This window comes from Brucella sp. MAB-22, assembly GCF_025908475.1.
Taxonomy (GTDB): Bacteria; Pseudomonadota; Alphaproteobacteria; order Rhizobiales; family Rhizobiaceae; genus Brucella; species Brucella anthropi.
Window position 1 is genome coordinate 222525 of record NZ_CP109781.1, and the last position, 19161, is coordinate 241685.

The following is a 19161-nucleotide window of genomic DNA, read 5'->3' on the forward strand; positions in this document are numbered from 1 at the left end:
GAAGCGCATCGGTTACCTGTTTTATTTTTCTTCTTGAGATCTAGACAAAACCCCGGAAGCAATTCTTGTTTTTGTTCTTATTTTGATGAAAAGACTGCCTGAAAATTCTTTGAGTGTCATTAACCTAGATTAAGGGTTTCGGCAAAATATGGTTTAGACAAAGCGCGGATATATACCCAATTAGTGGTAGAAATTACTACCTTGCCAAAACAAATGGCCTCGCTGAAACTCTTTAGATATCTGGCCTCCTTGGAAGAGCCGGGGGAAACGAACCGTGGGGGGCGCTCGACTTAAAACTTATATGCACTCATGCTGAGCGAAACGGCAGGTAGGCTCTATGGTGGTAAATGCCGACGAAGCAAAAACGCTGCGCCATTTTCTGGAAAGCGCGCCTATCAGTGCGGTTTTCAATGAAAGCGACCTGAGCGTTCTTAGCGCCCTGCCCATATCCTCAAAAAACTATGCCCCGCACACCGTGGTGAGCAGCCAGGGAGACTGGGCCAATTCGGTTCACATAATAAAGAGTGGTTGGGGCTGCATCTATCGCGATCTTCCCGATGGTGATCGCCAGATTCTGGACTTTCCCATGAAAGGTGATTTTCTGGGTTTCCGAACCGGGCTCGGCTTCAACTATTATACCCTGATTTCGGTTACCGAGCTTTCTGTCCTCGAAATCTCCCTGGATCATCTCACCGAAAGCCTTCTCAACTCCCCTCGTCTTGCCATGACATTCATGGAACTGATGGCGCGTCAGCGTGCCATTCTGATTGAGCATCTCATCAGCATAGGCCGCCGAAGTGCACTTGTGCGTATCGCGCATCTCCTGCTCGAACTGGGGCACAGGGCGCGGATCAACGGAACGGGCGATGAAAACAGCTTTTTCTGTCCGCTGACACAAAGCGAGCTGGCCGATGCGCTGGGGCTTACGCCGATCCATATCAACCGGATGCTGCGTGAACTTCGTGAGGACGATCTTCTCGTCTTCCGCAACAATGAGGTCGAATTTCTGAACCGGTCAGCTCTCGTCCATATTTCAAGCTTCGATGAGCACTATCTGACCATGGAAATTTTCCCGCGCGTAAGGATCAGCCGGTGAGCGACACGCAAAATCACGGATTATTCCAGCAGGAAACTATCGTTGATAAGTCATCAAAACTCGCATACTAAAAATATTATTCATATATAAATTATACCTCAACTTACACATAGAACCAAAGATTAAAGCAGCTGTCATCGCACCGGATATATCGGTAAAGCCTCAAATACGTCGCCACATATTCATATATGCGCTATATATTTATCAGAGAATTGTGACTAGTTTCCGCTTCACCATCGTGCCCGGAGGGGCAGCATTGAGGAGGAGGCTCAACGATGCAAGACAATCTCGTCGATTCCGCCGTTGGCAAGGCGACTAAGCGACTTCTGCCATTTCTGGCAATCATGCTGATCCTGGCCTTTCTGGACCGCGCCAATATCGGTTTCGCCAAGTCCGAGTTTCAGGCTGACACGGGCCTAAGTGATGCTGCCTATGCATTCGGAGCCGGCATATTCTTTATCGGATATGCGCTTTTTGAAGTTCCCAGCAACATCATCATGCACAAGGTCGGCGCACGCCTCTGGCTGAGCCGGATCATGATTTCGTGGGGTATCGTCTCCGCCGCCATGATGTTCGCTCATACGGAAGGCGTCTTCTACACGCTGCGTTTTCTGCTCGGCGTTTGCGAGGCCGGTTTCTATCCGGGCGTCCTGCTTTATCTGACCTATTGGTTCCCCGCGAAGCAGCGCGCACGCGCCACCGGTATCTTCTATCTTGGCGTTCCGCTGGCGCTCGTCCTGGGAAGCCCGCTTTCCGGCTGGTTGCTGACCCATCACGGTATTTTTGGCCTCACCAACTGGCAATGGATGTTCGTGGTCGAAGGGCTTGGCGCATCACTGGTCGGGATCATCGCCCTTTTCTACCTGACGGATCGCCCCGAAAAAGCGCGCTGGCTCTCGGTCGAGGAGCGCGATGCCCTCACACGGGTTATCGCCGCGGAAGAAGCCGCAAAAGAAACACAGGCCCAGCATTCAGCCATGTCGGTACTGAAAGACCGCCGCGTCTGGGCTTTCATTGGCATCTACTTCTTTCTGCAGATCGGCACCGCGCCTTTGACCTTCTATTTCCCATCGCGCTTCGCACAGGCAGCATCGAATGGGCAGATGAATCTTCTTATCGGCTCGCTTCTCGCCCTTCCCTGGCTTTGCTCGGTCATCGCAACCCGTTATTTCACGGTTCTGGCCGACCAGACCAACCAGCATCGGCTTGTCTGCATGGGCATGGTCATCGCTGGAACAGTGGCGCTCGCCGTCATCGGGCTCACCGGCAACCCATGGCTGATGCTTCTTGCGGCCTGCATTGCCGTGCCGGGCCTCACAGCTTCGCAACCTGTATTCTGGAGCCTGCCTACCCGTTATCTGGGCGGGATCGGCGCGGCCAGCGGCATCGCTTTCATTGTTTCCATCGGTAATCTCGGTGCATTCTTCGCGCCGCAAATCAAGAATTGGGCCGATGTCGCAGTGGGCAATCATGATGCTGGTTTCTACACGCTTGCGGCCCTTTGCGGCATCGCTGTTCTGCTTCTCGCAGGTGCCCGCAAGGCCGCTCCTGCAGAGCGAGTGGTCACTGCCAAATAAGGTTCATCTTCGCGAAATTATTGAAACAGAACCCTCGCTCCGGCGGGGGTTTTTCTGTTCCAAATATGTGAAGTCACTCTATATTCAGCGATCGAAATCAACCTTCGAAAGGACTGCACAATGAGGATAAGCGCCCGCAATCGACTAAAGGGAACAATCGTCGAAGTCACCAAAGGGGCAACCACATCCCATGTCCGGATCGATATCGGCAATGGTGTGATCGTTACCTCGTCCATCACCAATGAGGCTGTCGACGAGCTTGGCCTGAAGGCCGGCGCCGCCGCTTATGCCGTGGTGAAGGCATCCGACGTGATGATCGCAGTTGACTGAACTCTGCAATTGAAGCGTTTGTTGCGTGTGAAGAAAATCTTCTTCGCACGCAACCTCCCTTCTTCAACAGTTCGTCACTTGCGACGGGCTGGAATAGTTGCTCCCTTCGTCCTAGATTCAGGGCACATATCAAGGGAGCGCATATCATGACCTACAGCAAGAACCCCGAAGCGATTGCGAAGCTCACGCCGGAGCAATATCGCGTCACGCAGGAAAGCGGCACCGAGCGCCCCGGGACCGGTGAATATCTCTACAACAAAGAGCCGGGAATTTACGTCGATATCGTTTCGGGCGAGCCGCTCTTCGCCTCAGCCGACAAATATGAGTCCCATTGCGGATGGCCCAGCTTCACCAAGCCGATCGAACCCGCCAATGTTGCCGAACTGAACGATATCTCGCATGGCATGGTACGGACCGAAGTGCGCTCGGCACATGGCGACAGTCATCTGGGCCATGTCTTCCCGGATGGGCCGATCGATCGCGGCGGCCTTCGCTATTGCATCAATTCGGCCTCACTCCGTTTCGTTCCAAAAGACCGGATGGAAGCGGAGGGATATGGTCAGTATCTCGATCAGGTCGAAGATATCGGTTGATTTCTATGTCAGGCCCGGACCCGTTTCGGGCCTGAATGCTCTCCAAAGATAGAGGCGACCTTGCCAGACGAAACAAAGAATTCCGTTCGGATTTTAAACCCTGACAATGTCGCACCGCCTATAGCGGCCTATTCACATCTGGCAGTCATTCCGTCCGGCACGGAACTTCTGGTTATTGCAGGCCAGGTCGGCATGGACTTGAGCCGTACAGTTCCCGAAGAGCCGGAAAAGCAATACGAGCTGGCTCTACGCAACATTGTCGGCATCCTCGACGGTCAGGGCCTCACACCGGCCAGTCTGGTGAAGCTGAACATCTTCCTCGTGGACCGGCTCAACCCGGAACGCGCCAAAAACATCCGCGCTGAGTTGCTGGGTGACAGCCTTCCACCGACCACGCTCGTTTATGTCGCCGGACTGGCACGGCCTGAGTTGAAGGTCGAAATCGAGGGCATGGCCGCGCGAAGTATTTGAAATAAAATGCCCGCGATATGGAAATAATTTGCATACAAATTAATTGATCCACAGGCATTACATCGGGCCATGAAGTAAGACTTCTTTCTGTCGCAATGATCACTAATCTGATCCAGCGCACCGCTTCGGCGGAATCAGGCAAATGCGCAGCCTCGGTATGATTATGCTATCACCACACATACCGAGGCTTTCCGGGGCTTTTGGCCGTTTCATGTCCACTACGCCGCCCCATTCCAGATAATTCTTCGCTCTGATAGGTAAATCAACCGGTACAATGGTTGCAGCCACGGCATGATTTCCATTGCAAATAGCGAAAAACTATATTCAATATACTGTCTTACTATTAAAGGACGATCGATTTCGATAACGCAACATTTTGGGAGGCAGCTTGGACAGCGCAGTTGGGGCCTACCGAATTTATTCTGAAAAGGAGTGCTCGGACGCACCTGCACTCGACTGGCCCTATGTTTGCGCACTGCACCTGCTCCGAGAGCCTTTCGAGAACGCGATTTCGGAGTTTCTCGCCTTCGTGGGCAATGCATCGCGGGCTGATCGCGCCTGGATGATTGAATATTCGCCTGATCTGCTGCGGTTTTGTAACACGCATGAATGGTGCAAAGGCGATACAACCGCCTATATTTCCGAACTTCAGGAAACCCCAACCACGCTGATTGGCTGGCTGCACCGCTATCTGACCGAGGGACAGGCCGTCGCCGTCCACGATGTCAGGGGGCTGCCGCGCACCGCGCGCGCCATCCAGGCTGAATTCCTGCGTCAGGGCAATCAAAGCATACTCAGCATACCGGTTTTTCATCAGTGTCGGCTGCGAGGGATCGTCGGTTTCGATACGACCGTGGAAGCCAGACACTGGTCGCGCGCAGAAATCAAAGCCATGTTCCAATGTGCGTGCCTGATCGCACAGGCGAAATATTCGACCTCCGATGAGGAAGCGGTGTCAGACGAAGAGCCCGACCCGACATCAGTAATCTATGTCAGCAAACGCGGGGTAATGCGCGGAGTGTCCCCGGAGGAAATCATCGGGGTGCGCTCGGCTGGCAATTACAGCGAGATATGGCTTGGCGATGGTTCCTCCGTTCTTGATTCCAGACCGCTTGGCATATGGGCAGGCATTCTCCCCGCTAGCGTCTTTCTTCGCATTCACCGCACGACGTTCATAAACGTGCTGCATGTATCGGACTTGGACAGAAGTACCATCGACAAATGGCTGGTCAGGATGCGCGGCATCGATCAGTCATGGCCGGTCTCACGATCCTATCGAAAAGCGTTGCGGGAGCGCCTGGGCTTCTAGCCTTTGTTTCGCCTTATTTTCACCCGTTCGTCGCCACAAAATTTGATGCGAAATAAGCAGGTTTTGCTCCAAGAAATGCCGCTTCAGCGCCGAACGGACACAAATCCCGAACTTGCCTTAATTTGAAATCGGCGTTTGGAACATAATCCGACCGGAGCAAAACGAGGATCGGTAAGATTATGCTTTGGGAAGAAAAGTTTAGAGCACCGATCTGATTCAATCAGATCGGTGCTCTAAGACAGGTCCAGATGTGCCTTTAGCGGCATGTCGTCATGAACCGGAACAGTCTGCCTTTCGATCATGCGATGGACGAGCGGCGGCTTGTCCCCCTTGTGCAAAGAAAGGAGCCGTTCCGACACTTCGGCATCGGCCTGGGTGCGACGCTGGTTATGGCGGACATACTCGACCCAGGTTGGCACGTGATAACTTTCCGTCCAGGTTTCCGGGTTCTCCAGATCACGCAGCAGCACCCATTGCCGGGCACCGTCGCGGATGCGCATACGGCGACGCAAGGCCATGGCGGAAAGGAACGCCGGAACATCTCCCTGCGCAATCTTGTAGTCGACCATGATCATGATCGGACCGCTGCGTGAACGCAGATCCAGCCGAAGCTGCGGCTCGCTGAAACGGTTGAGCGGATCGAGATTGAGGTCTTCAAATTCAGGCTGCGGCAGGAGCAGACCGATCAGCGCGCCGAACATCAGCACCACGGCAGCAGCCAGAAGCGCGCCCGGCACGCCATATTCATCTGCGACAGAGCCCCAGAGCCAACTGCCTGCCGCCATGCCGCCGAAAGTCGCCGTCTGATAGAGCGCCAGAGCACGCCCCACCACCCAGCGCGGCGTGGAAAGCTGAACCGTAACATTGAACAGCGACAGCGCCAGAACCCACGAAACACCCGCAGGCAGCAGGAAAATACAGCTCAGCCACATATTCCGGCTGATCGACAGCAAGGCACAACTGATCGCAAAGGCCACGAAAGCACCGCGCACCAACCATTCATTGCCGAGAAGTTCGCGAAGCCGGGCACTGAGCAAGGCGCCGCCAATAGCGCCAAGCCCGAAAAAGCCCAGCATGATACCGTAGGTGAGCGCTGTTCCGTGGACGAGATCGCGCGCGACGAGCGGCAAAAGCGCCAGAATGACAATCGCGGACAGGCCGAACAGAAACCCCCGGAACATCACCTTGAGAAGGTTCGGCGACATGGCGACATAACGCAGCCCTGCCACCATGGCCGGTCCCAGCGTTTCGCGCGGCAGGGTGGATTTGACCGTTTCCGGCTTCCACTGCCATAGCGCCAGAATAAGCGCACAATAGCTGAACGCATTGAAAATGAAGGCAAAAGCAGCGCCCGCTGCCGCAACGATGATACCGCCGATGGCAGGACCAATGCTGCGCATGAGATTGAAGCTCATGCTGTTGAGCGCTACAGCTGCGGGCAGATTGGTGCGGGGCACGATGTCCCCCATCGACGCCTGCCATGACGGGTTGTGCAAGGCCCCGCCGCAGCCGATCAGGAATGTGAAGCTGAGCAGCATCCATGGTGTGAGAATGCCAAGATAGGCAAAAACCGCCAGTGCAACTGAAACAATCAGTAGTAAAACCTGCGCGATGAGCATGATGCGGCGGCGGTCGAAATTATCGGCCAAGGCGCCTGCAGCAACTGAAAAGATCATCACGGGCAGAGTTGTCGAAGCCTGCACCAGTGCAACCATATCGTCCGAATGGGCGATGGTTGCCATCATCCAGCCAGCACCGACCGTCTGCACCAGACCGCCGAGGTTGGAAACCAATGTAGCTGACCAGAGCGCCCGAAATGTTTTGTATTGGAAAGGCGCCAGGGGGGAAATTCTCTGCGGCACCGGACGACCTCCCGTTCCATCTGCCTAATAGAGCGGATACGTGAATCTCTCCCAAGGGACAAGGGGTTAAAACCAAAACCGGCGCAGAACTTCTCCTCCAGTGAAGCTTCCAAACGGTTTTTCTCCCCCGATTGACTCCACCTATCAATTAGGTAGACTGGTCTACCTAATAGATGGACCAGATGTGATGAGCGATCCTGCGACGCCCAGCTCAAAACCGGCACGCGAGCGGCTTCTGCAAGCGGCAGCGGAATTGTTTTACGATACGGGCATTTCGGCGACCGGGATCGACGCGATCATCCAGCGTGCGGGCGTGGCAAAGCAGAGCCTCTACAACAACTTCGCATCCAAGGCGGAGCTGGTGGCCACCTATCTGGAGCATCGCCATGCCGAATGGCTGGGCCTGTATGACAAGCGCCTGGAAAAGGCAGCAAGCCCGATGGATGGGATACTGGCCATATTCGACGCTTATCGCGACCATGCGGAATTTGCCTACGAACACGGGTTTCGCGGCTGCGGGCTGCTAAATGCGGCAGCAGAACTGCCCGCTGGCGATCCGGGCCGCAAGGCGGTGAGAAAACACAAGGAAGAAGTCGAAGGCCTGCTTGTGACACATCTCACCGGCTTGATCCCGGACGATCCGCCCCGGGTTCGCCAGCTCGCCGTGCAGCTCTCCTTCATTCTCGAAGGAGCAATCATGCGGGCTGGCCTTGAAGGCAATAGTGCGCGTCTTGGCGAGGCCAAGGCCATGGTCACGACAATTTTGAAACCAGTGTAAAATGCAATCATCAAAAAACTATCTTCTGGGAGTGACCGCCATCATCGTCGCTTCCACCATCTGGGGCACGACAGGCACCGCAGCAACCTTTGCGCCCGAGGTTAGCGCGGCGGCGATCGGCGCTGCTGCCATGGGACTTGGCGGACTGGCACAGGCGGCAATCGCCTGGCGCGGGCTGATCGCTTCACGAAAGGCGCTCGCCGATCAATGGCGCGTCCTGTTGGTGGGAGCCGTCTGCGTCGCGATCTATCCCCTCGCCTTCTATGGCTCCATGCGGATGGCTGGCGTGACCATCGGAACGGTCATTTCGCTCGGTTCCGCCCCACTTCTTTCGGCAGGGATTGAGTATCGGCAAAGCGGCTTTCGCCCTTCGCTGCGCTGGCTGGCAGGTGCGATCATCGGCATTGTTGGCATGGTCCTGCTCAGCATGTCGGAGGACGGCGGCGGCCATGCCGCGTCTGCAGAAGACTCCACACTCATGGGAGCCTCGGTCGGATTGGTGGCGGGCTTCACCTATGCGCTTTATTCCTCATGCGCGCGCCAGCTGATGCAGGGCGGCATATCATCGACAACCGCCATGGGCGCGACTTTCGGTATAGGCGGTCTTTTGTTGATGCCGGTTCTGCTCGCAACCGGCGGACCGTTCCTAGCCTCGTGGAACAATGCAGCTGTCGGCCTATACATGGCCTTCGTGCCGATGTTCCTCGGCTATGTCTGCTTTGGCTACGGGTTGAGCCGCGTTGAAACCAGTGTGGCGACGACGATCACACTTTTTGAACCGGTTGTCGCCGCATTCTTCGCAGTGGTGATTGTCGGCGAACGCCTTTCCACCCTCGGCTGGTTTGGTGTTCTTCTGGTTGTCATCTGCCTTGTCTGCATCACCATACCGACCCGCAGCCAGAAAGCCCCGCTGGAAGTGCCCGAGCCATCAACCTGACGCGCATCTCATCCTGAAAACCGTTTCACACTTTTCGGGATGCAGTTTGTTTCAACGCGCATCTCATCCGAAAACCGTTTCACACTTTTCGGGATGCAGTTTGTTTCAACGCGCATCTCATCCGAAAACCGTTTCACACTTTTCGGGATGCAGTTTGTTTCAACGCGCATCTTAGTCCGAAAACCGCTTCACACTTTTCGGGATGCGCTTTTTAACCAGGCTTTGACTGCGTCGACCGATTCCGGATGACGCGGCTTTCGCAGGGAAACCGCATAGAAATCCGCGCCCACCCGCAGCTCGGTGGCCATTGGCTGGACGAGGCTGCCCGCTGCAACTTCCTTCTCCACGAAGAAACGGCTTGCCAGTGCCAACCCCTGCCCGGCAATCGCCGCATCGATGGCAAGTGACGTCTGGTTAAAGCGGATATTCTTCGGCGATGTCGACACGCCGCCCGGGAAAGCCTTTTCCAGATATTGCGGCCAGAAATTATGTGCGTCGTGCAGCAGCGGATAGCGTTCCAGGTTTTCCGGCAGCCCCGGATCACCAAGCCTTTCGACCAGCACCGGGCTTGCCACGGCGACAATCACGTGCTCGAAAAGCAGCTCCGCGTTCAGCCCCGGACCGAAAGGCGGCTCGCCGTAGCGTACCGCCAGATCGACGGCATCGGTCTGGAAATTGGCGACCTTGTCGCTGGCGACAATGCGCAATTCTATATCGGGATGTGCGTGCGTAAATTCCGCCAATCGCGGGATCAGCCACTTCGATGCGAAGGTCGGCGTCACGCTGATGGTCAGGTGCTGCGGCTCGGGTCGCAGCATTTCGGTCGCCTCCGAAAGCAGGTCGAAAGCCCGTCGCACATTGGCAATGTATGCACGGGCCGGTTCGGTCATGACCAGCGTGCGGGGTTGGCGTTCAAAGAGTTTCAGTCCAAGCTCTGCCTCAAGCCCGCGTATCTGCTGGGCCACTGCTGCCTGTGTCACGCCAAGTTCTTCCGCTGCCAGCCGGAAATTCAGATGTCGCGTGACGACTTCAAACACACGCAGACCATTGAGCGAGGGAAGCCTTTTCATGAATTGAACTCGATAGATTTTCTATTGATTTACGTTACGCGTTTTCGTTCGTCACGATAACGGCTCTCCGCTATAACGTCAAATAATGGTTGTCGACAGTTGCGACCTCGTGCAACAATTCGGGAAAAGGAACGCATCATGACAGTAGAAAAAGTAGCGATTGTAACGGCTGGCGGAAGCGGCATGGGCGCAGCCGCCGCGCGCAGGCTTGCACAGGACGGTTTCAAGGTTGCAATCCTCTCATCCTCCGGCAAGGGCGAAGCGCTGGCACAGGAGCTGGGTGGCCTCGGCGTCACCGGATCAAACCAGTCGAATGATGATCTGAAGCGCCTCGTAGACCTTGTTCTGGAAAAATGGGGCCGTATCGACGTGCTGGTAAACAGCGCAGGTCATGGCCCGCGTGCGCCGATCCTCGAAATTACCGATGAAGATTGGCACAAGGGAATGGACACTTATTTCCTGAATGCAGTTCGCCCGTCGCGTCTCGTCGTGCCGACGATGCAGAAGCAGAAGTCTGGTGTCATCATCAATATCTCGACCGCATGGGCATTCGAGCCGAGCGCCATGTTCCCAACCTCGGCGGTGTTCCGCGCAGGGCTCGCCTCTTTCACCAAGATTTTCGCCGACACCTATGCTGCTGACAATATTCGCATGAACAATGTTCTTCCGGGCTGGATCGACAGCCTGCCGAAGACGGAAGAGCGCCGGGCAAGCGTCCCATTGCAGCGCTATGGCAAGAGCGAGGAAATCGCGGCGACGATCGCCTTCCTCGCATCGGATGGCGCCGCTTATATCACCGGCCAGAATCTGCGCGTGGATGGCGGGTTGACGCGGGCTGTTTAAACTACGACTCGACGGTGAGCCGCCGCATGGCGGCTGCCGTTTCCTCATTGGCGGGGAAGAAGGTCTCGATGACCACTTCCGACAGCGTGATATCGACGGCGGTGCCGAATACCGTCGTCGCGCTCAAAAACTCCAGCGGGCCTTCAAGGCTGTCGATCCTGAGCGGAATGGCCACCGGATTATCAGTGACAGTCCCCCCACCCGAAGACACCGCGCGCGCGGGGACCGGATAGGATTTCAGTTCATCGAGAAGCGCTGCCAGACGCGGATCGGCTGAATTGTCCGCATCGCGGGCAAGGCGCGCAAGAATATGGCTGCGCCACTGCCGAAAATTCTGGATGCGCGGGGCCAGTCCTTCCGGGTGCAGGCTGAGGCGAAGCACATTCACCTCCCCCTGCAGAAGATGTTCCGCCACCCCCTCGGTCAGAACACCTACCGCCTTGTTCGCCAGAAGCAGGGTCCAATGCCTGTCGATTGCAAGGGCGGGATGCGGGTTGTGTCCGTGCAGCAGGGCTTCAATCACGCTTCGCGCGGCGGCAAATTCCGGCGCTTCCAACCCTCGCTCGCCGTGAACGGGCGCATATCCGGCGGCAACCAGTATCCGGTTGCGCGCCCGCAGCGGCACGTCCAGATGTTCGACCAGACGCAGAACCATGTCGCGGCTCGGCACCGAGCGCCCCGATTCAAGAAAACTCAGATGACGCTGCGAAATCTCGGCCTCGACCGCCAAGGATAGCTGGCTGAAGCGGCGGCGCTGCCGCCATTCCCGGAGAAGCGAGCCGACTGTCTGTTGTGCTTCGGTCATAGGCTTGTCCGATCCCTTCAACGATTTGACTGCCCATCATGGCTGGCAGATGCATTCTGGAATGCGTCGCAAAATTCATAGCAACAATTACCTCTCACGTAATCGACCCCATAACGCAACAGGGCAAATATGCAGCCAGCCCGAAGAACGGGACGCCAAATTGAAAGGTCGATAGGATGAAAACCACACACCCAATATTTGCCCTCAAGCCAATCGTCGCAATCGATGCCATCACCTGCGCAGCGATGGGTGCCGCGCTTGTCACTGCCTCAGCACCGGTGGGCGAACTGACCGGAATTCCAGCACCGTTGCTTTACTGGGCAGGCGTACTGCTGCTGCCAGTGGCGGCCTTTATGGCCTGGGTGTCGCGGAGCACAAATCCTCCCGCATGGGCGGTAAACCTCGTCATTCTTGGCAATGGCGCATGGGTTGCTGCCAGCCTTTTCCTGCCTGTTGCAGGAATGATTGCACCCAATCTGTTCGGCTGGGTTTTTCTCGTTGGACAGGCCGCGGCTGTGACTGTGCTTACCTGGCTCGAAGTTCGTGCCGCCCGCATCCCTCAAACCGCATTCTGATCGAACGGAGACCTCAAATGACCGCTTATGCAATCGCGCAGCTTCGCAATGTCCGGGTCAATCAGGGAATTGTCGATTATCTGAAGGCCATTGATGAAACTCTCGCACCGTTCGACGGACACTTCATCATCCACGGCGGACCGAAGGACGAACTGGAAGGTTTGTCACCGGACGATCTGATCGTCATCGCTTTTCCCGATCTGGCAACAGCACGCAACTGGTATGCCTCGCCTGCCTATCAGGCGATTATCGAATGGCGCAGGCAAGGATCAGAAGGAGAGGTGTTTCTGATCGACGGCGTCGATAAAGATCACCGCGCCGCCGATATTCTATGAAGCTAAATCAATCCGGCGACAGTTTTCATTCTGTCGCCGGATTTTTCCGGTCAGGCCGTGTAACGTCTGGTACCATCCATCCAGGTTTCGCTGACCTTGATCTTGCCGATCTTCACATCCGGCGCAGTCGGGTCTTCTTCCAGAATGGCGAAGTCTGCGAACTTTCCGGTTTCCAGCGAACCGATCTGGTCTTCCATATGACACTGCCAGGCCGCATCGATGGTAACAGCGCGCAGCGCTGCATCCACCGGAATACGTTCTTCGGGGAAGAACACGTCGCCACCTTCGTTCATCACGCGGGTGACGGCATCCTCGACATAACGCAGCGGTTCGATCGGCGTCACGTTCCAGTCAGAATGAAGCGATATCTTGAGGCCCGCAGCCAGCGCGGAAGCACACGGATCATAGAAGCGGGCGCGCTCAGGCCCCAGAAGACGGTCGCGGAACGCCTTACCCCACCAGCGCACATGGCCGATCAGGAAGGACGGCGAAAGCCCCATATCCTTCATACGTACCATCTGTTCCGGGTGGAAAACGCTGCAATGTTCGATGCGATGGCGAAGATCGCTGTTCGAGGACTTTCCGAGAACGGCCTCGTAAGCATCCAGTACCATGTCGATTGCCGCGTCGCCATTGGCGTGAACGCCAACCTGCCAGCCGCCTTCATGCGCCCGGCGGATAACTTCCGTGACCTGTTCTAGGCTGTAGTTCAGCGCGCCACGTTCATCGGTGCCCAGATAATTCTCGCGCTGATAACCGGTCTGCGCCTGATTGGAACCATCGGCCCACGCCTTGATGCCATCGACGCGGAAAAGATCGTTGCCGCGACCGGGCTTGATCCCCTCCTTTTCCCATTCATCCATGATCGTTGACACGAGCATACCACGATAGCGCACTGGGGCCTTGCCTTCGCCCAGAACCGCATCGAGGATTTTGAGATCCTGCGCACCGGCCATGATACCGATGCCGCAATCGTGCAGCATGGTGCAACCAACGGAGCTTGCATGATCCAGAAAACGCTGGACGCGACCGATCATATCCGCCGCCGTCGGAGACGGCATGACACCAAGGAATTCCTGTTGCGCCGCCATCTCCTCCAGACGTCCGGTCAGGTTGCCATTGGCATCCTTCACAAAGCGCGCGCCGGACGGATCAGGCGTCTCGCGGGTGATCCCGGCGGCCTTGAAGGCGGCACTGTTGGCATAGGCGATATGGCCGTTGCTTTCCTGCATGAAGAAAGGATTGTTGGGCGCAAGCGCATCCAGTTCGGCAATCGTCGGAATTTTGGCGTCACGGGTGATGCTGGCATCGAACTGCTGTGCGCGCACCCATTCCCCCGGCTTGGCATCCGCCACGCCTTTCTGCAATTTCGACCAGACGGTCGCGTAATCCGGTGTCGTGATCGGGCTGACATCGATCCAGTCCTCGAATGCCGTGAACACGAAATGCATATGCGGATCGATCAGACCGGGCATCAGGGTGCGGCCCTGAAGATTCACCACCTGCGCTCCGGAACCGATGGCGGCTTGCACGTCATCCAGCTTGCCGACGGCCAATATCTTGTTGCCGCGAATGGCAATCGCTTCGGCACGCGGCGCCTTGTCATTCATGGTCAGGATTGTCCCGCCCTTGAAGATGATATCGCCCGCGGGTGCTGCAGCCTGCTGCGCGAACGCCATGCCCGGCGAAGAACAGGCAAAGGCCGAAGTCGCGGCGGCAGCGCCGAGATATTTGAGAAAATCGCGCCTTGAGGCCGTGGACCGCAGAAACGCCACCATACCCGGATTACAGGCTATACACATCTGAATATCCTCTTTACCGCCACAACAAAAAAGCCCTAGATCAAGTGGCAATTATTTTTGTATCGAGACGATACTTATACAATATTACAATTTATTAAATAGATATTATTGTTACTTTCATTAGTATTTTCTAAAATAACCACTCTACAAGATGATCAATTATAAGAAATAAAGATAGACATAGATACATGTTTTGTCTTCGCGATTTCGTGTGCTCGTAACTTTGAGACTGCCTTTTGCGCGACAGACACGCACCCGAGCATCGAAATGCGCATTAAAAAAATCCGCCGCAAACCGACGGATTTCACAAAAATTCTCGCAAATTAGGGGGGCAATCAGCTGCGTTTGGTTTTTCGCTGCGCCCGCTTGGCTGTATTATGCGCTATGGCAGCTTGAACGAGTGCGATAAAGGCATCTTCGTTGACCTCTTCACCTTCGCTTATGTCCAGCGCGCGGCGCGTATTGCCTTCAAGACTGGAATTAAAGATGCGGGCGGGATCGTTCAGCGCTGCGCCATTGGCAAAAGTCAGCTTCACGACCTTCTTGTAAGTCTCGCCGGTGCAGATGATGCCGTCATGCGACCATACCGGCACGCCACGCCATTTCCATTCCTCGATCACGTCGGGATCGGCCTTCTTTATGAGCGCCCGCATTCGGGCGAGCGTCTCGCCGCGCCAGTCATCGAGCTCGACAATCCGCCCGTCAATAAGCTTTGAAGCGTCATTATCATCTGTCATGAAACCCCTCCCAGAGCGTCTTTCGATCTGCGCTCCAACCTACATTTTCTCACCCGGCAGTTGGCTTGCCTGTCTGATCCAGTCCGTCAGTTGGGCTTCATCCACATCGTCGTGCTCATGAATGTGGAAATAGCGCGTATCCTGGCTCTTGGATTCAACCGGCGGCATCGGCTTCAGCTTGGCGCCGCGAAAGAATGCAACCTTTATATATTTGTCGAAACAATGATAGCTGAGGAACCACCCCTCTCCCTTCATTCCGTAGAAGGGGGAATTCCATTTGACCGCTTTATGCACATCGGGAACGGTACGCACGATGAGCGCATCCAGGCGGCGACCTGCTTCGCTTTTCCATCCCGGCATGGCAGCGATGTAGGCCTGAACCGGCGCATCCCCTTCCCCTTTTGCAATCTGGGGATTGCCGCCCGACAAAAGTACCGGACCGTCAGGTTTTTTATCGGTCATTACGTTTCCTCCACTATTCGCGTCTCCCGCCGGTTCTTCGTTGCTGGGACCATACATCTCATCCGGTTTGCGACCAAGCTTTGGATGACGGGAAAGAACAACTCCCGTTTCAGCCATGTCTCGTGTAAGCAAAGCTGACCACATCAAACAAGCAGATGGCAATGAGACGATTTTTCCACCTCGCGGCACTCGGAATTTGTCTGGCATTTCTATCGCCAGGCCTGATGAACCTTGCTTTCGCGGAAGAAAATCTTCCTCGCCTTCTGCCAGAACCGGGCGTGAGCGCGCATATCGAAAGACGCAAAGAGGGTTATGTTCTGACCCAGCCCGATGGATCGAAACTCATTTTGCTGGATTCCGATTGGCTCAACGGACTGGACGGGCCTGTCAGCTTCGAAACCGGCGACTATGACTTCGATGGCTACACCGATTTTTCTTTGGGTGCCCGCGAAGCGGGAAGTCTCGACGTTGGCGCCGCGCTTTATCTCTATGATCCAAAAGCCAAAGCCTTTTCCCCACTGATTATTGAGGACGAACTTGGCGGAAAACTGAATTGCGGCGAGCTGTGGAATGTCGAGCGCATCCCGGAACGAAAGCTGATCAAAAGCAGCTGTAGTCTGGATGGGCATTATAACCGCGTCGACATCCTGTCGATTGATCGCGGCCAGACGGTGCGGCTTGTGGAACAATCGCGCCCGGAAGAGCAGATGTCTGGCTGGCCCTACCTGATGAAACCCATGCGCATGGTCACCTATGACGCACAGGGAAACAGCGTTCTTGAAATGCCTTTGGCACCGGATGAAACCGAACAAGGCTGGGAAGTCCCGCTGGAAAAGCTGACCCTATACAGCAGTCCTGACCGGCAAAGCACCACAAGCTCCTATCTGGCCAAGGGCGACAAGGCACGCAAGCTTGTCTTTGCCGGCGATGGCTGGATGAAAATTGCCTATCTGGCCAAAACCGGGCCGCTGGAGGGCTGGATATCCCTGAAAGAAGCCTATGACCTTGCGACCTGGCAGGCGGAAAACGGGCAAAAACCGCAATCCTTGCAGCTCGGTCTCGCGGATTACAGCGATGTCGACAAGGATCAGGATTATTACAAGCACCTGTTCACGCTGACGCTGGCCAATGAAAGCCGCGAAGCCGTGGAACTCGGCTATGGTGAATTGCACCTGATTTTCACATCTGCCGACGGCCAGCAGACCACGCATAAGCTCTATGATCTCTTCAACAAGACCCTTGAGCCGGGAAAGAGCGAAACGCTCGACGATAATCCCGTACAGAAGCGCGGCGGGCAATTTGTGATCTATCACCCGGTCGGCGACGACGACGCCTATTCGCCGTTCTTTCCCGAAGGGCTGACTGCAGGAAAATACAAGATCCGCCCCATCCTGACCGGCCCCAACCTGAAGAGCCCTATTTACGGTCAGGACGAAATCGAGATGGATTATCCACCCAAACTACCGGACAGCCTGATCGAACCGTGAGCTGGCACTCGCTTTGGCAAGGGCATCAAGAGCCATGCTCGCCGGCAGAGCCGGTGAAAACAGGAAGCCCTGCCCGGCATTGCAACCGAGTTTACAAAGCATGTCGCGATCTTCCTCGGTCTCGATCCCTTCGGCAGTGACCTTGATGCCAAGAGCATCGCCCAGCTCGACCATAGCGCGCACGATATGCTGATCGCCTTCGGATTCGGCAATGCCACGCACGAAAACCTTATCGATCTTGATCTTGGTGATGAGGCCCTTCTTCAAGGAGGCGAAAGTAGCAAAGCCGGTGCCAAAATCGTCAAGTGCGATAGAGACACCAGCGCTCGACAGCACTCCGAGGCTGTCACTCATCCCGCGCTGATCGAAGGGAGCTTCCTCCGTTATCTCGATTTCAAGCATGGACATCGGAAGTTCGCGTTTTTCCATTTGGGACAGGATTTCGTGTGGAATACGCCCCCCCGCCAGTTCGCGAGGGGAAAGATTCATGGCAACTGTCAGATCGCTGCGCCCGCCTTCGGTGAGCTTGTCGATCATCTCGCAGCAATTGAAGAGCACATTATTCGTCAGCTGACGCACCACACCCACTTCGCACGCAACATCGATGATTTCCGGCGGGGGAATTGTGCCGTGCTGCGGATGATCCCAGCGCAGCAATGCCTCAAAACCAACCATGCGCCCACTGGAGAGTTGCACCACCGGCTGAAAGTAGGTTTGCACCTGCCCGGTTTCGATTGCAATGCGCAAGTCTCGCTCGATGCTTTGCTTGCGCTCCCACTCGTGCTGCAGACGCTTCTCAAAAAAATAATATTCGTTGCGTCCGCGTTTCTTGGCCGCATAAAGCGCGAAGTCGGCGCGCAGCAACATTTCGACCGGATCGAGACGCTCCAGCCGGCAAATGCCGACACAGGCGCCGATCTCCACCGACAGAATCCCCTCATAGTGGGCGGTCAAACTGCCGATGATGCGTGCGGCCACCAATCCGGCCTCGATCTTGGCTGAAGGCTCGGGATAAGCGAGTACGAATTCATCACCGCCAATACGCGCCAGAACGGAACGCTCCGGCGAGACCTGACGGATACGCTGCGCAATGGCGACAAGGAGGTCGTCACCCACCTTGTGACCATAGGTGTCGTTGACGGACTTGAACCCGTCGAGATCGATCAGCATGATGATGAACGGGCCGTCTTTCACAGGATAGAGGCGAATGGAGGTTTCAAGGCCACGCCGGTTGAAGAGCCCCGTCAACGGGTCCTCCTGCGACTTGAGCGCCATTTCGTCAGCCAACTGCTTGGCTTCGTGTTTCAACCTGCTGGTCTGGATGAAGCGGTTCTGCCCCAAGAGTGCGCCACGCGTAAGCCCGAGCCAGAACAGAACAACAGCAACGGCAATCACGCCATATTGCAGGTCGGCTTGCAGGACCAGACACACCACCGTCACGACAAGCGGCGGCGTTATGAAATTGATTGCAACGGCGGCATAGGAGGAGCCGTAGGTGACGGCGCCCGCGCAGATACCGGCCAGAATGACCAGATAGACCGACGATTGCGGATCAGAGAACCCATGGGAAAGAATGGCGATACCGGCCCAGACGAAACCGGCCATTGCGCCAAGCAGTTGAAAGCGGGCGAGCTGGCGCTGCAGAACCGCGATATTCTCAACTGGCGCAGCCGGGCTTCTATAATAGGCTATCGCATCGATAAAGCGCAGCGCATTGATGATATTGACCAGCGCGAACCAGATGATGGGCATCCAGAAATGCCCGGCAGCAATCTGGACCAGCAAAATGAGCACGGACAGAATCGTGCTGATGGGCATCGAGAAGCGCGCGCCGTCGCAAATCTCCCTGAGCTGGTCCGCAAGTATCTTGTCGGCTATCGGGCTGTCCTGCCTGCCATAGGCAGACCTGACCAGTTGAAGCCAATATTCAGTTCTCGACCCCATTTAAACGCCACCACTGGCCAGAGCACGTTCAGCTTTTTTCCAATCGGGACGCCCCTCGTGTCCTGATTAAAAAGGAATGACAGCAAACCTGCCCCCGACTGACAACTATAACATGCATACAATCTAAAATGCCAATGGTACGGCAGTT

At 55.8% G+C, this 19161-nt stretch carries 19 protein-coding genes and 1 pseudogene; 13 read left to right on the forward strand and 7 right to left on the reverse strand.

Annotated elements, in window-relative coordinates; genetic code table 11:
* The first annotated feature begins 337 nt into the window (after nt 1–337).
* The 7 genes and pseudogenes from OHI65_RS00950 to OHI65_RS00980 form a co-directional block, all read left to right on the forward strand.
* Nucleotides 338–1096 carry a Crp/Fnr family transcriptional regulator gene (locus tag OHI65_RS00950; protein WP_010658565.1) on the forward strand — a complete coding sequence of 253 codons (759 nt, stop codon included), beginning with the start codon at nt 338–340 and terminating at the stop codon, nt 1094–1096.
* Between the two features lie 275 nt (nt 1097–1371).
* Nucleotides 1372–2673 (forward strand): MFS transporter, encoded by a 1302-nt coding sequence (locus OHI65_RS00955; protein ID WP_029927720.1) that lies wholly within the window; start codon nt 1372–1374, stop codon nt 2671–2673.
* A 120-nt stretch (nt 2674–2793) separates the two neighbouring features.
* A complete protein-coding gene (locus OHI65_RS00960; protein WP_010658563.1) occupies nt 2794–3003 on the forward strand; it encodes a TOBE domain-containing protein in 210 nt (69 codons plus the stop codon).
* A gap of 146 nt (nt 3004–3149) precedes the next feature.
* A complete protein-coding gene (gene msrB, locus OHI65_RS00965; RefSeq protein ID WP_125302404.1) occupies nt 3150–3596 on the forward strand; it encodes a peptide-methionine (R)-S-oxide reductase MsrB in 447 nt (148 codons plus the stop codon).
* Between the two features lie 60 nt (nt 3597–3656).
* Nucleotides 3657–4067: a RidA family protein gene (locus OHI65_RS00970; protein WP_125302400.1), complete on the forward strand. Its 411-nt coding sequence runs from the start codon at nt 3657–3659 to the stop codon at nt 4065–4067.
* Nucleotides 4068–4455: 388 nt separating this feature from the next.
* On the forward strand, nt 4456–5376 hold the full coding sequence (locus tag OHI65_RS00975) for a LytTR family transcriptional regulator DNA-binding domain-containing protein (RefSeq protein WP_125302397.1): 921 nt from the start codon (nt 4456–4458) through the stop codon (nt 5374–5376).
* 135 nt (nt 5377–5511) lie between these two features.
* A pseudogene (locus OHI65_RS00980) lies at nt 5512–5601 on the forward strand (invasion associated locus B family protein); the annotation flags it as partial.
* 8 nt (nt 5602–5609) lie between these two features.
* On the opposite strand, the gene OHI65_RS00985 reads toward OHI65_RS00980, so the two are convergent.
* Nucleotides 5610–7238, reverse strand: coding sequence for an MFS transporter (locus OHI65_RS00985; protein ID WP_125302395.1), 1629 nt, complete (start codon nt 7236–7238; stop codon nt 5610–5612).
* Between the two features lie 187 nt (nt 7239–7425).
* Here OHI65_RS00985 and OHI65_RS00990 point away from each other — a divergent pair, with 187 nt between their 5' ends.
* Both OHI65_RS00990 and OHI65_RS00995 read left to right on the forward strand, forming a co-directional pair.
* Nucleotides 7426–8016: a TetR/AcrR family transcriptional regulator gene (locus OHI65_RS00990; RefSeq protein WP_125302392.1), complete on the forward strand. Its 591-nt coding sequence runs from the start codon at nt 7426–7428 to the stop codon at nt 8014–8016.
* Between the two features lies 1 nt (nt 8017).
* A complete protein-coding gene (locus OHI65_RS00995; RefSeq protein ID WP_264358714.1) occupies nt 8018–8953 on the forward strand; it encodes a DMT family transporter in 936 nt (311 codons plus the stop codon).
* A 188-nt stretch (nt 8954–9141) separates the two neighbouring features.
* Here the strand turns inward: OHI65_RS00995 and OHI65_RS01000 are convergent, their stop codons facing one another.
* Entirely contained in the window at nt 9142–10023 is an 882-nt protein-coding gene (locus OHI65_RS01000) for a LysR substrate-binding domain-containing protein (RefSeq protein ID WP_012092790.1), read from the reverse strand.
* A gap of 138 nt (nt 10024–10161) precedes the next feature.
* On the opposite strand from OHI65_RS01000, the gene OHI65_RS01005 reads away from it, so the two are divergent.
* The gene (locus OHI65_RS01005) at nt 10162–10866 is read left to right on the forward strand and encodes an SDR family oxidoreductase (RefSeq protein WP_012092789.1); all 705 of its coding nucleotides are present in this window, start codon (nt 10162–10164) and stop codon (nt 10864–10866) included.
* 1 nt (nt 10867) lies between these two features.
* Here the strand turns inward: OHI65_RS01005 and OHI65_RS01010 are convergent, their stop codons facing one another.
* Nucleotides 10868–11671: a helix-turn-helix domain-containing protein gene (locus tag OHI65_RS01010; protein WP_012092788.1), complete on the reverse strand. Its 804-nt coding sequence runs from the start codon at nt 11669–11671 to the stop codon at nt 10868–10870.
* A gap of 176 nt (nt 11672–11847) precedes the next feature.
* On the opposite strand from OHI65_RS01010, the gene OHI65_RS01015 reads away from it, so the two are divergent.
* Together OHI65_RS01015 and OHI65_RS01020 are read left to right on the forward strand one after the other, a co-directional pair.
* Entirely contained in the window at nt 11848–12246 is a 399-nt protein-coding gene (locus OHI65_RS01015; RefSeq protein ID WP_012092787.1) for a hypothetical protein, read from the forward strand.
* A 17-nt stretch (nt 12247–12263) separates the two neighbouring features.
* Nucleotides 12264–12581, forward strand: a complete 318-nt coding sequence (locus tag OHI65_RS01020; RefSeq protein ID WP_125302387.1) for a DUF1330 domain-containing protein — start codon at nt 12264–12266, stop codon at nt 12579–12581.
* Nucleotides 12582–12631: 50 nt separating this feature from the next.
* Here OHI65_RS01020 and OHI65_RS01025 read toward each other — a convergent pair whose 3' ends face one another.
* The 3 genes from OHI65_RS01025 to OHI65_RS01035 form a co-directional block, all read right to left on the reverse strand.
* Nucleotides 12632–14383 carry an amidohydrolase gene (locus OHI65_RS01025; protein WP_125302384.1) on the reverse strand — a complete coding sequence of 584 codons (1752 nt, stop codon included), beginning with the start codon at nt 14381–14383 and terminating at the stop codon, nt 12632–12634.
* Between the two features lie 335 nt (nt 14384–14718).
* Nucleotides 14719–15120 carry a DUF1801 domain-containing protein gene (locus OHI65_RS01030; RefSeq protein ID WP_125302381.1) on the reverse strand — a complete coding sequence of 134 codons (402 nt, stop codon included), beginning with the start codon at nt 15118–15120 and terminating at the stop codon, nt 14719–14721.
* A gap of 39 nt (nt 15121–15159) precedes the next feature.
* The gene (locus tag OHI65_RS01035) at nt 15160–15582 is read right to left on the reverse strand and encodes a DUF1801 domain-containing protein (protein ID WP_012092783.1); all 423 of its coding nucleotides are present in this window, start codon (nt 15580–15582) and stop codon (nt 15160–15162) included.
* Nucleotides 15583–15806: 224 nt separating this feature from the next.
* On the opposite strand from OHI65_RS01035, the gene OHI65_RS01040 reads away from it, so the two are divergent.
* The gene (locus OHI65_RS01040; RefSeq protein WP_235824470.1) at nt 15807–17069 is read left to right on the forward strand and encodes a hypothetical protein; all 1263 of its coding nucleotides are present in this window, start codon (nt 15807–15809) and stop codon (nt 17067–17069) included.
* Here OHI65_RS01040 and OHI65_RS01045 read toward each other — a convergent pair.
* On the reverse strand, nt 17043–19013 hold the full coding sequence (locus tag OHI65_RS01045) for a putative bifunctional diguanylate cyclase/phosphodiesterase (RefSeq protein ID WP_125302375.1): 1971 nt from the start codon (nt 19011–19013) through the stop codon (nt 17043–17045). The genes OHI65_RS01040 and OHI65_RS01045 overlap by 27 nt on opposite strands.
* Nucleotides 19014–19161 lie beyond the last annotated feature (148 nt).

Coding starts and splice junctions, on each gene's coding strand:
- OHI65_RS00990 (WP_125302392.1), top strand. CDS start 7,426: ATGAGCGATCCTGCGACGCCCAGCTCAAAACCGGCACGCGAGCGGCTT.
- OHI65_RS01045 (WP_125302375.1), bottom strand. CDS start 19,013: ATGGGGTCGAGAACTGAATATTGGCTTCAACTGGTCAGGTCTGCCTAT.
- OHI65_RS01030 (WP_125302381.1), bottom strand. CDS start 15,120: ATGACAGATGATAATGACGCTTCAAAGCTTATTGACGGGCGGATTGTC.
- OHI65_RS01035 (WP_012092783.1), bottom strand. CDS start 15,582: ATGACCGATAAAAAACCTGACGGTCCGGTACTTTTGTCGGGCGGCAAT.
- OHI65_RS01005 (WP_012092789.1), top strand. CDS start 10,162: ATGACAGTAGAAAAAGTAGCGATTGTAACGGCTGGCGGAAGCGGCATG.
- OHI65_RS00995 (WP_264358714.1), top strand. CDS start 8,018: ATGCAATCATCAAAAAACTATCTTCTGGGAGTGACCGCCATCATCGTC.
- OHI65_RS00955 (WP_029927720.1), top strand. CDS start 1,372: ATGCAAGACAATCTCGTCGATTCCGCCGTTGGCAAGGCGACTAAGCGA.
- OHI65_RS01025 (WP_125302384.1), bottom strand. CDS start 14,383: ATGTGTATAGCCTGTAATCCGGGTATGGTGGCGTTTCTGCGGTCCACG.
- OHI65_RS00950 (WP_010658565.1), top strand. CDS start 338: ATGGTGGTAAATGCCGACGAAGCAAAAACGCTGCGCCATTTTCTGGAA.
- OHI65_RS01000 (WP_012092790.1), bottom strand. CDS start 10,023: ATGAAAAGGCTTCCCTCGCTCAATGGTCTGCGTGTGTTTGAAGTCGTC.
- OHI65_RS01020 (WP_125302387.1), top strand. CDS start 12,264: ATGACCGCTTATGCAATCGCGCAGCTTCGCAATGTCCGGGTCAATCAG.
- OHI65_RS01015 (WP_012092787.1), top strand. CDS start 11,848: ATGAAAACCACACACCCAATATTTGCCCTCAAGCCAATCGTCGCAATC.
- msrB (WP_125302404.1), top strand. CDS start 3,150: ATGACCTACAGCAAGAACCCCGAAGCGATTGCGAAGCTCACGCCGGAG.
- OHI65_RS01040 (WP_235824470.1), top strand. CDS start 15,807: ATGAACCTTGCTTTCGCGGAAGAAAATCTTCCTCGCCTTCTGCCAGAA.
- OHI65_RS00960 (WP_010658563.1), top strand. CDS start 2,794: ATGAGGATAAGCGCCCGCAATCGACTAAAGGGAACAATCGTCGAAGTC.
- OHI65_RS01010 (WP_012092788.1), bottom strand. CDS start 11,671: ATGACCGAAGCACAACAGACAGTCGGCTCGCTTCTCCGGGAATGGCGG.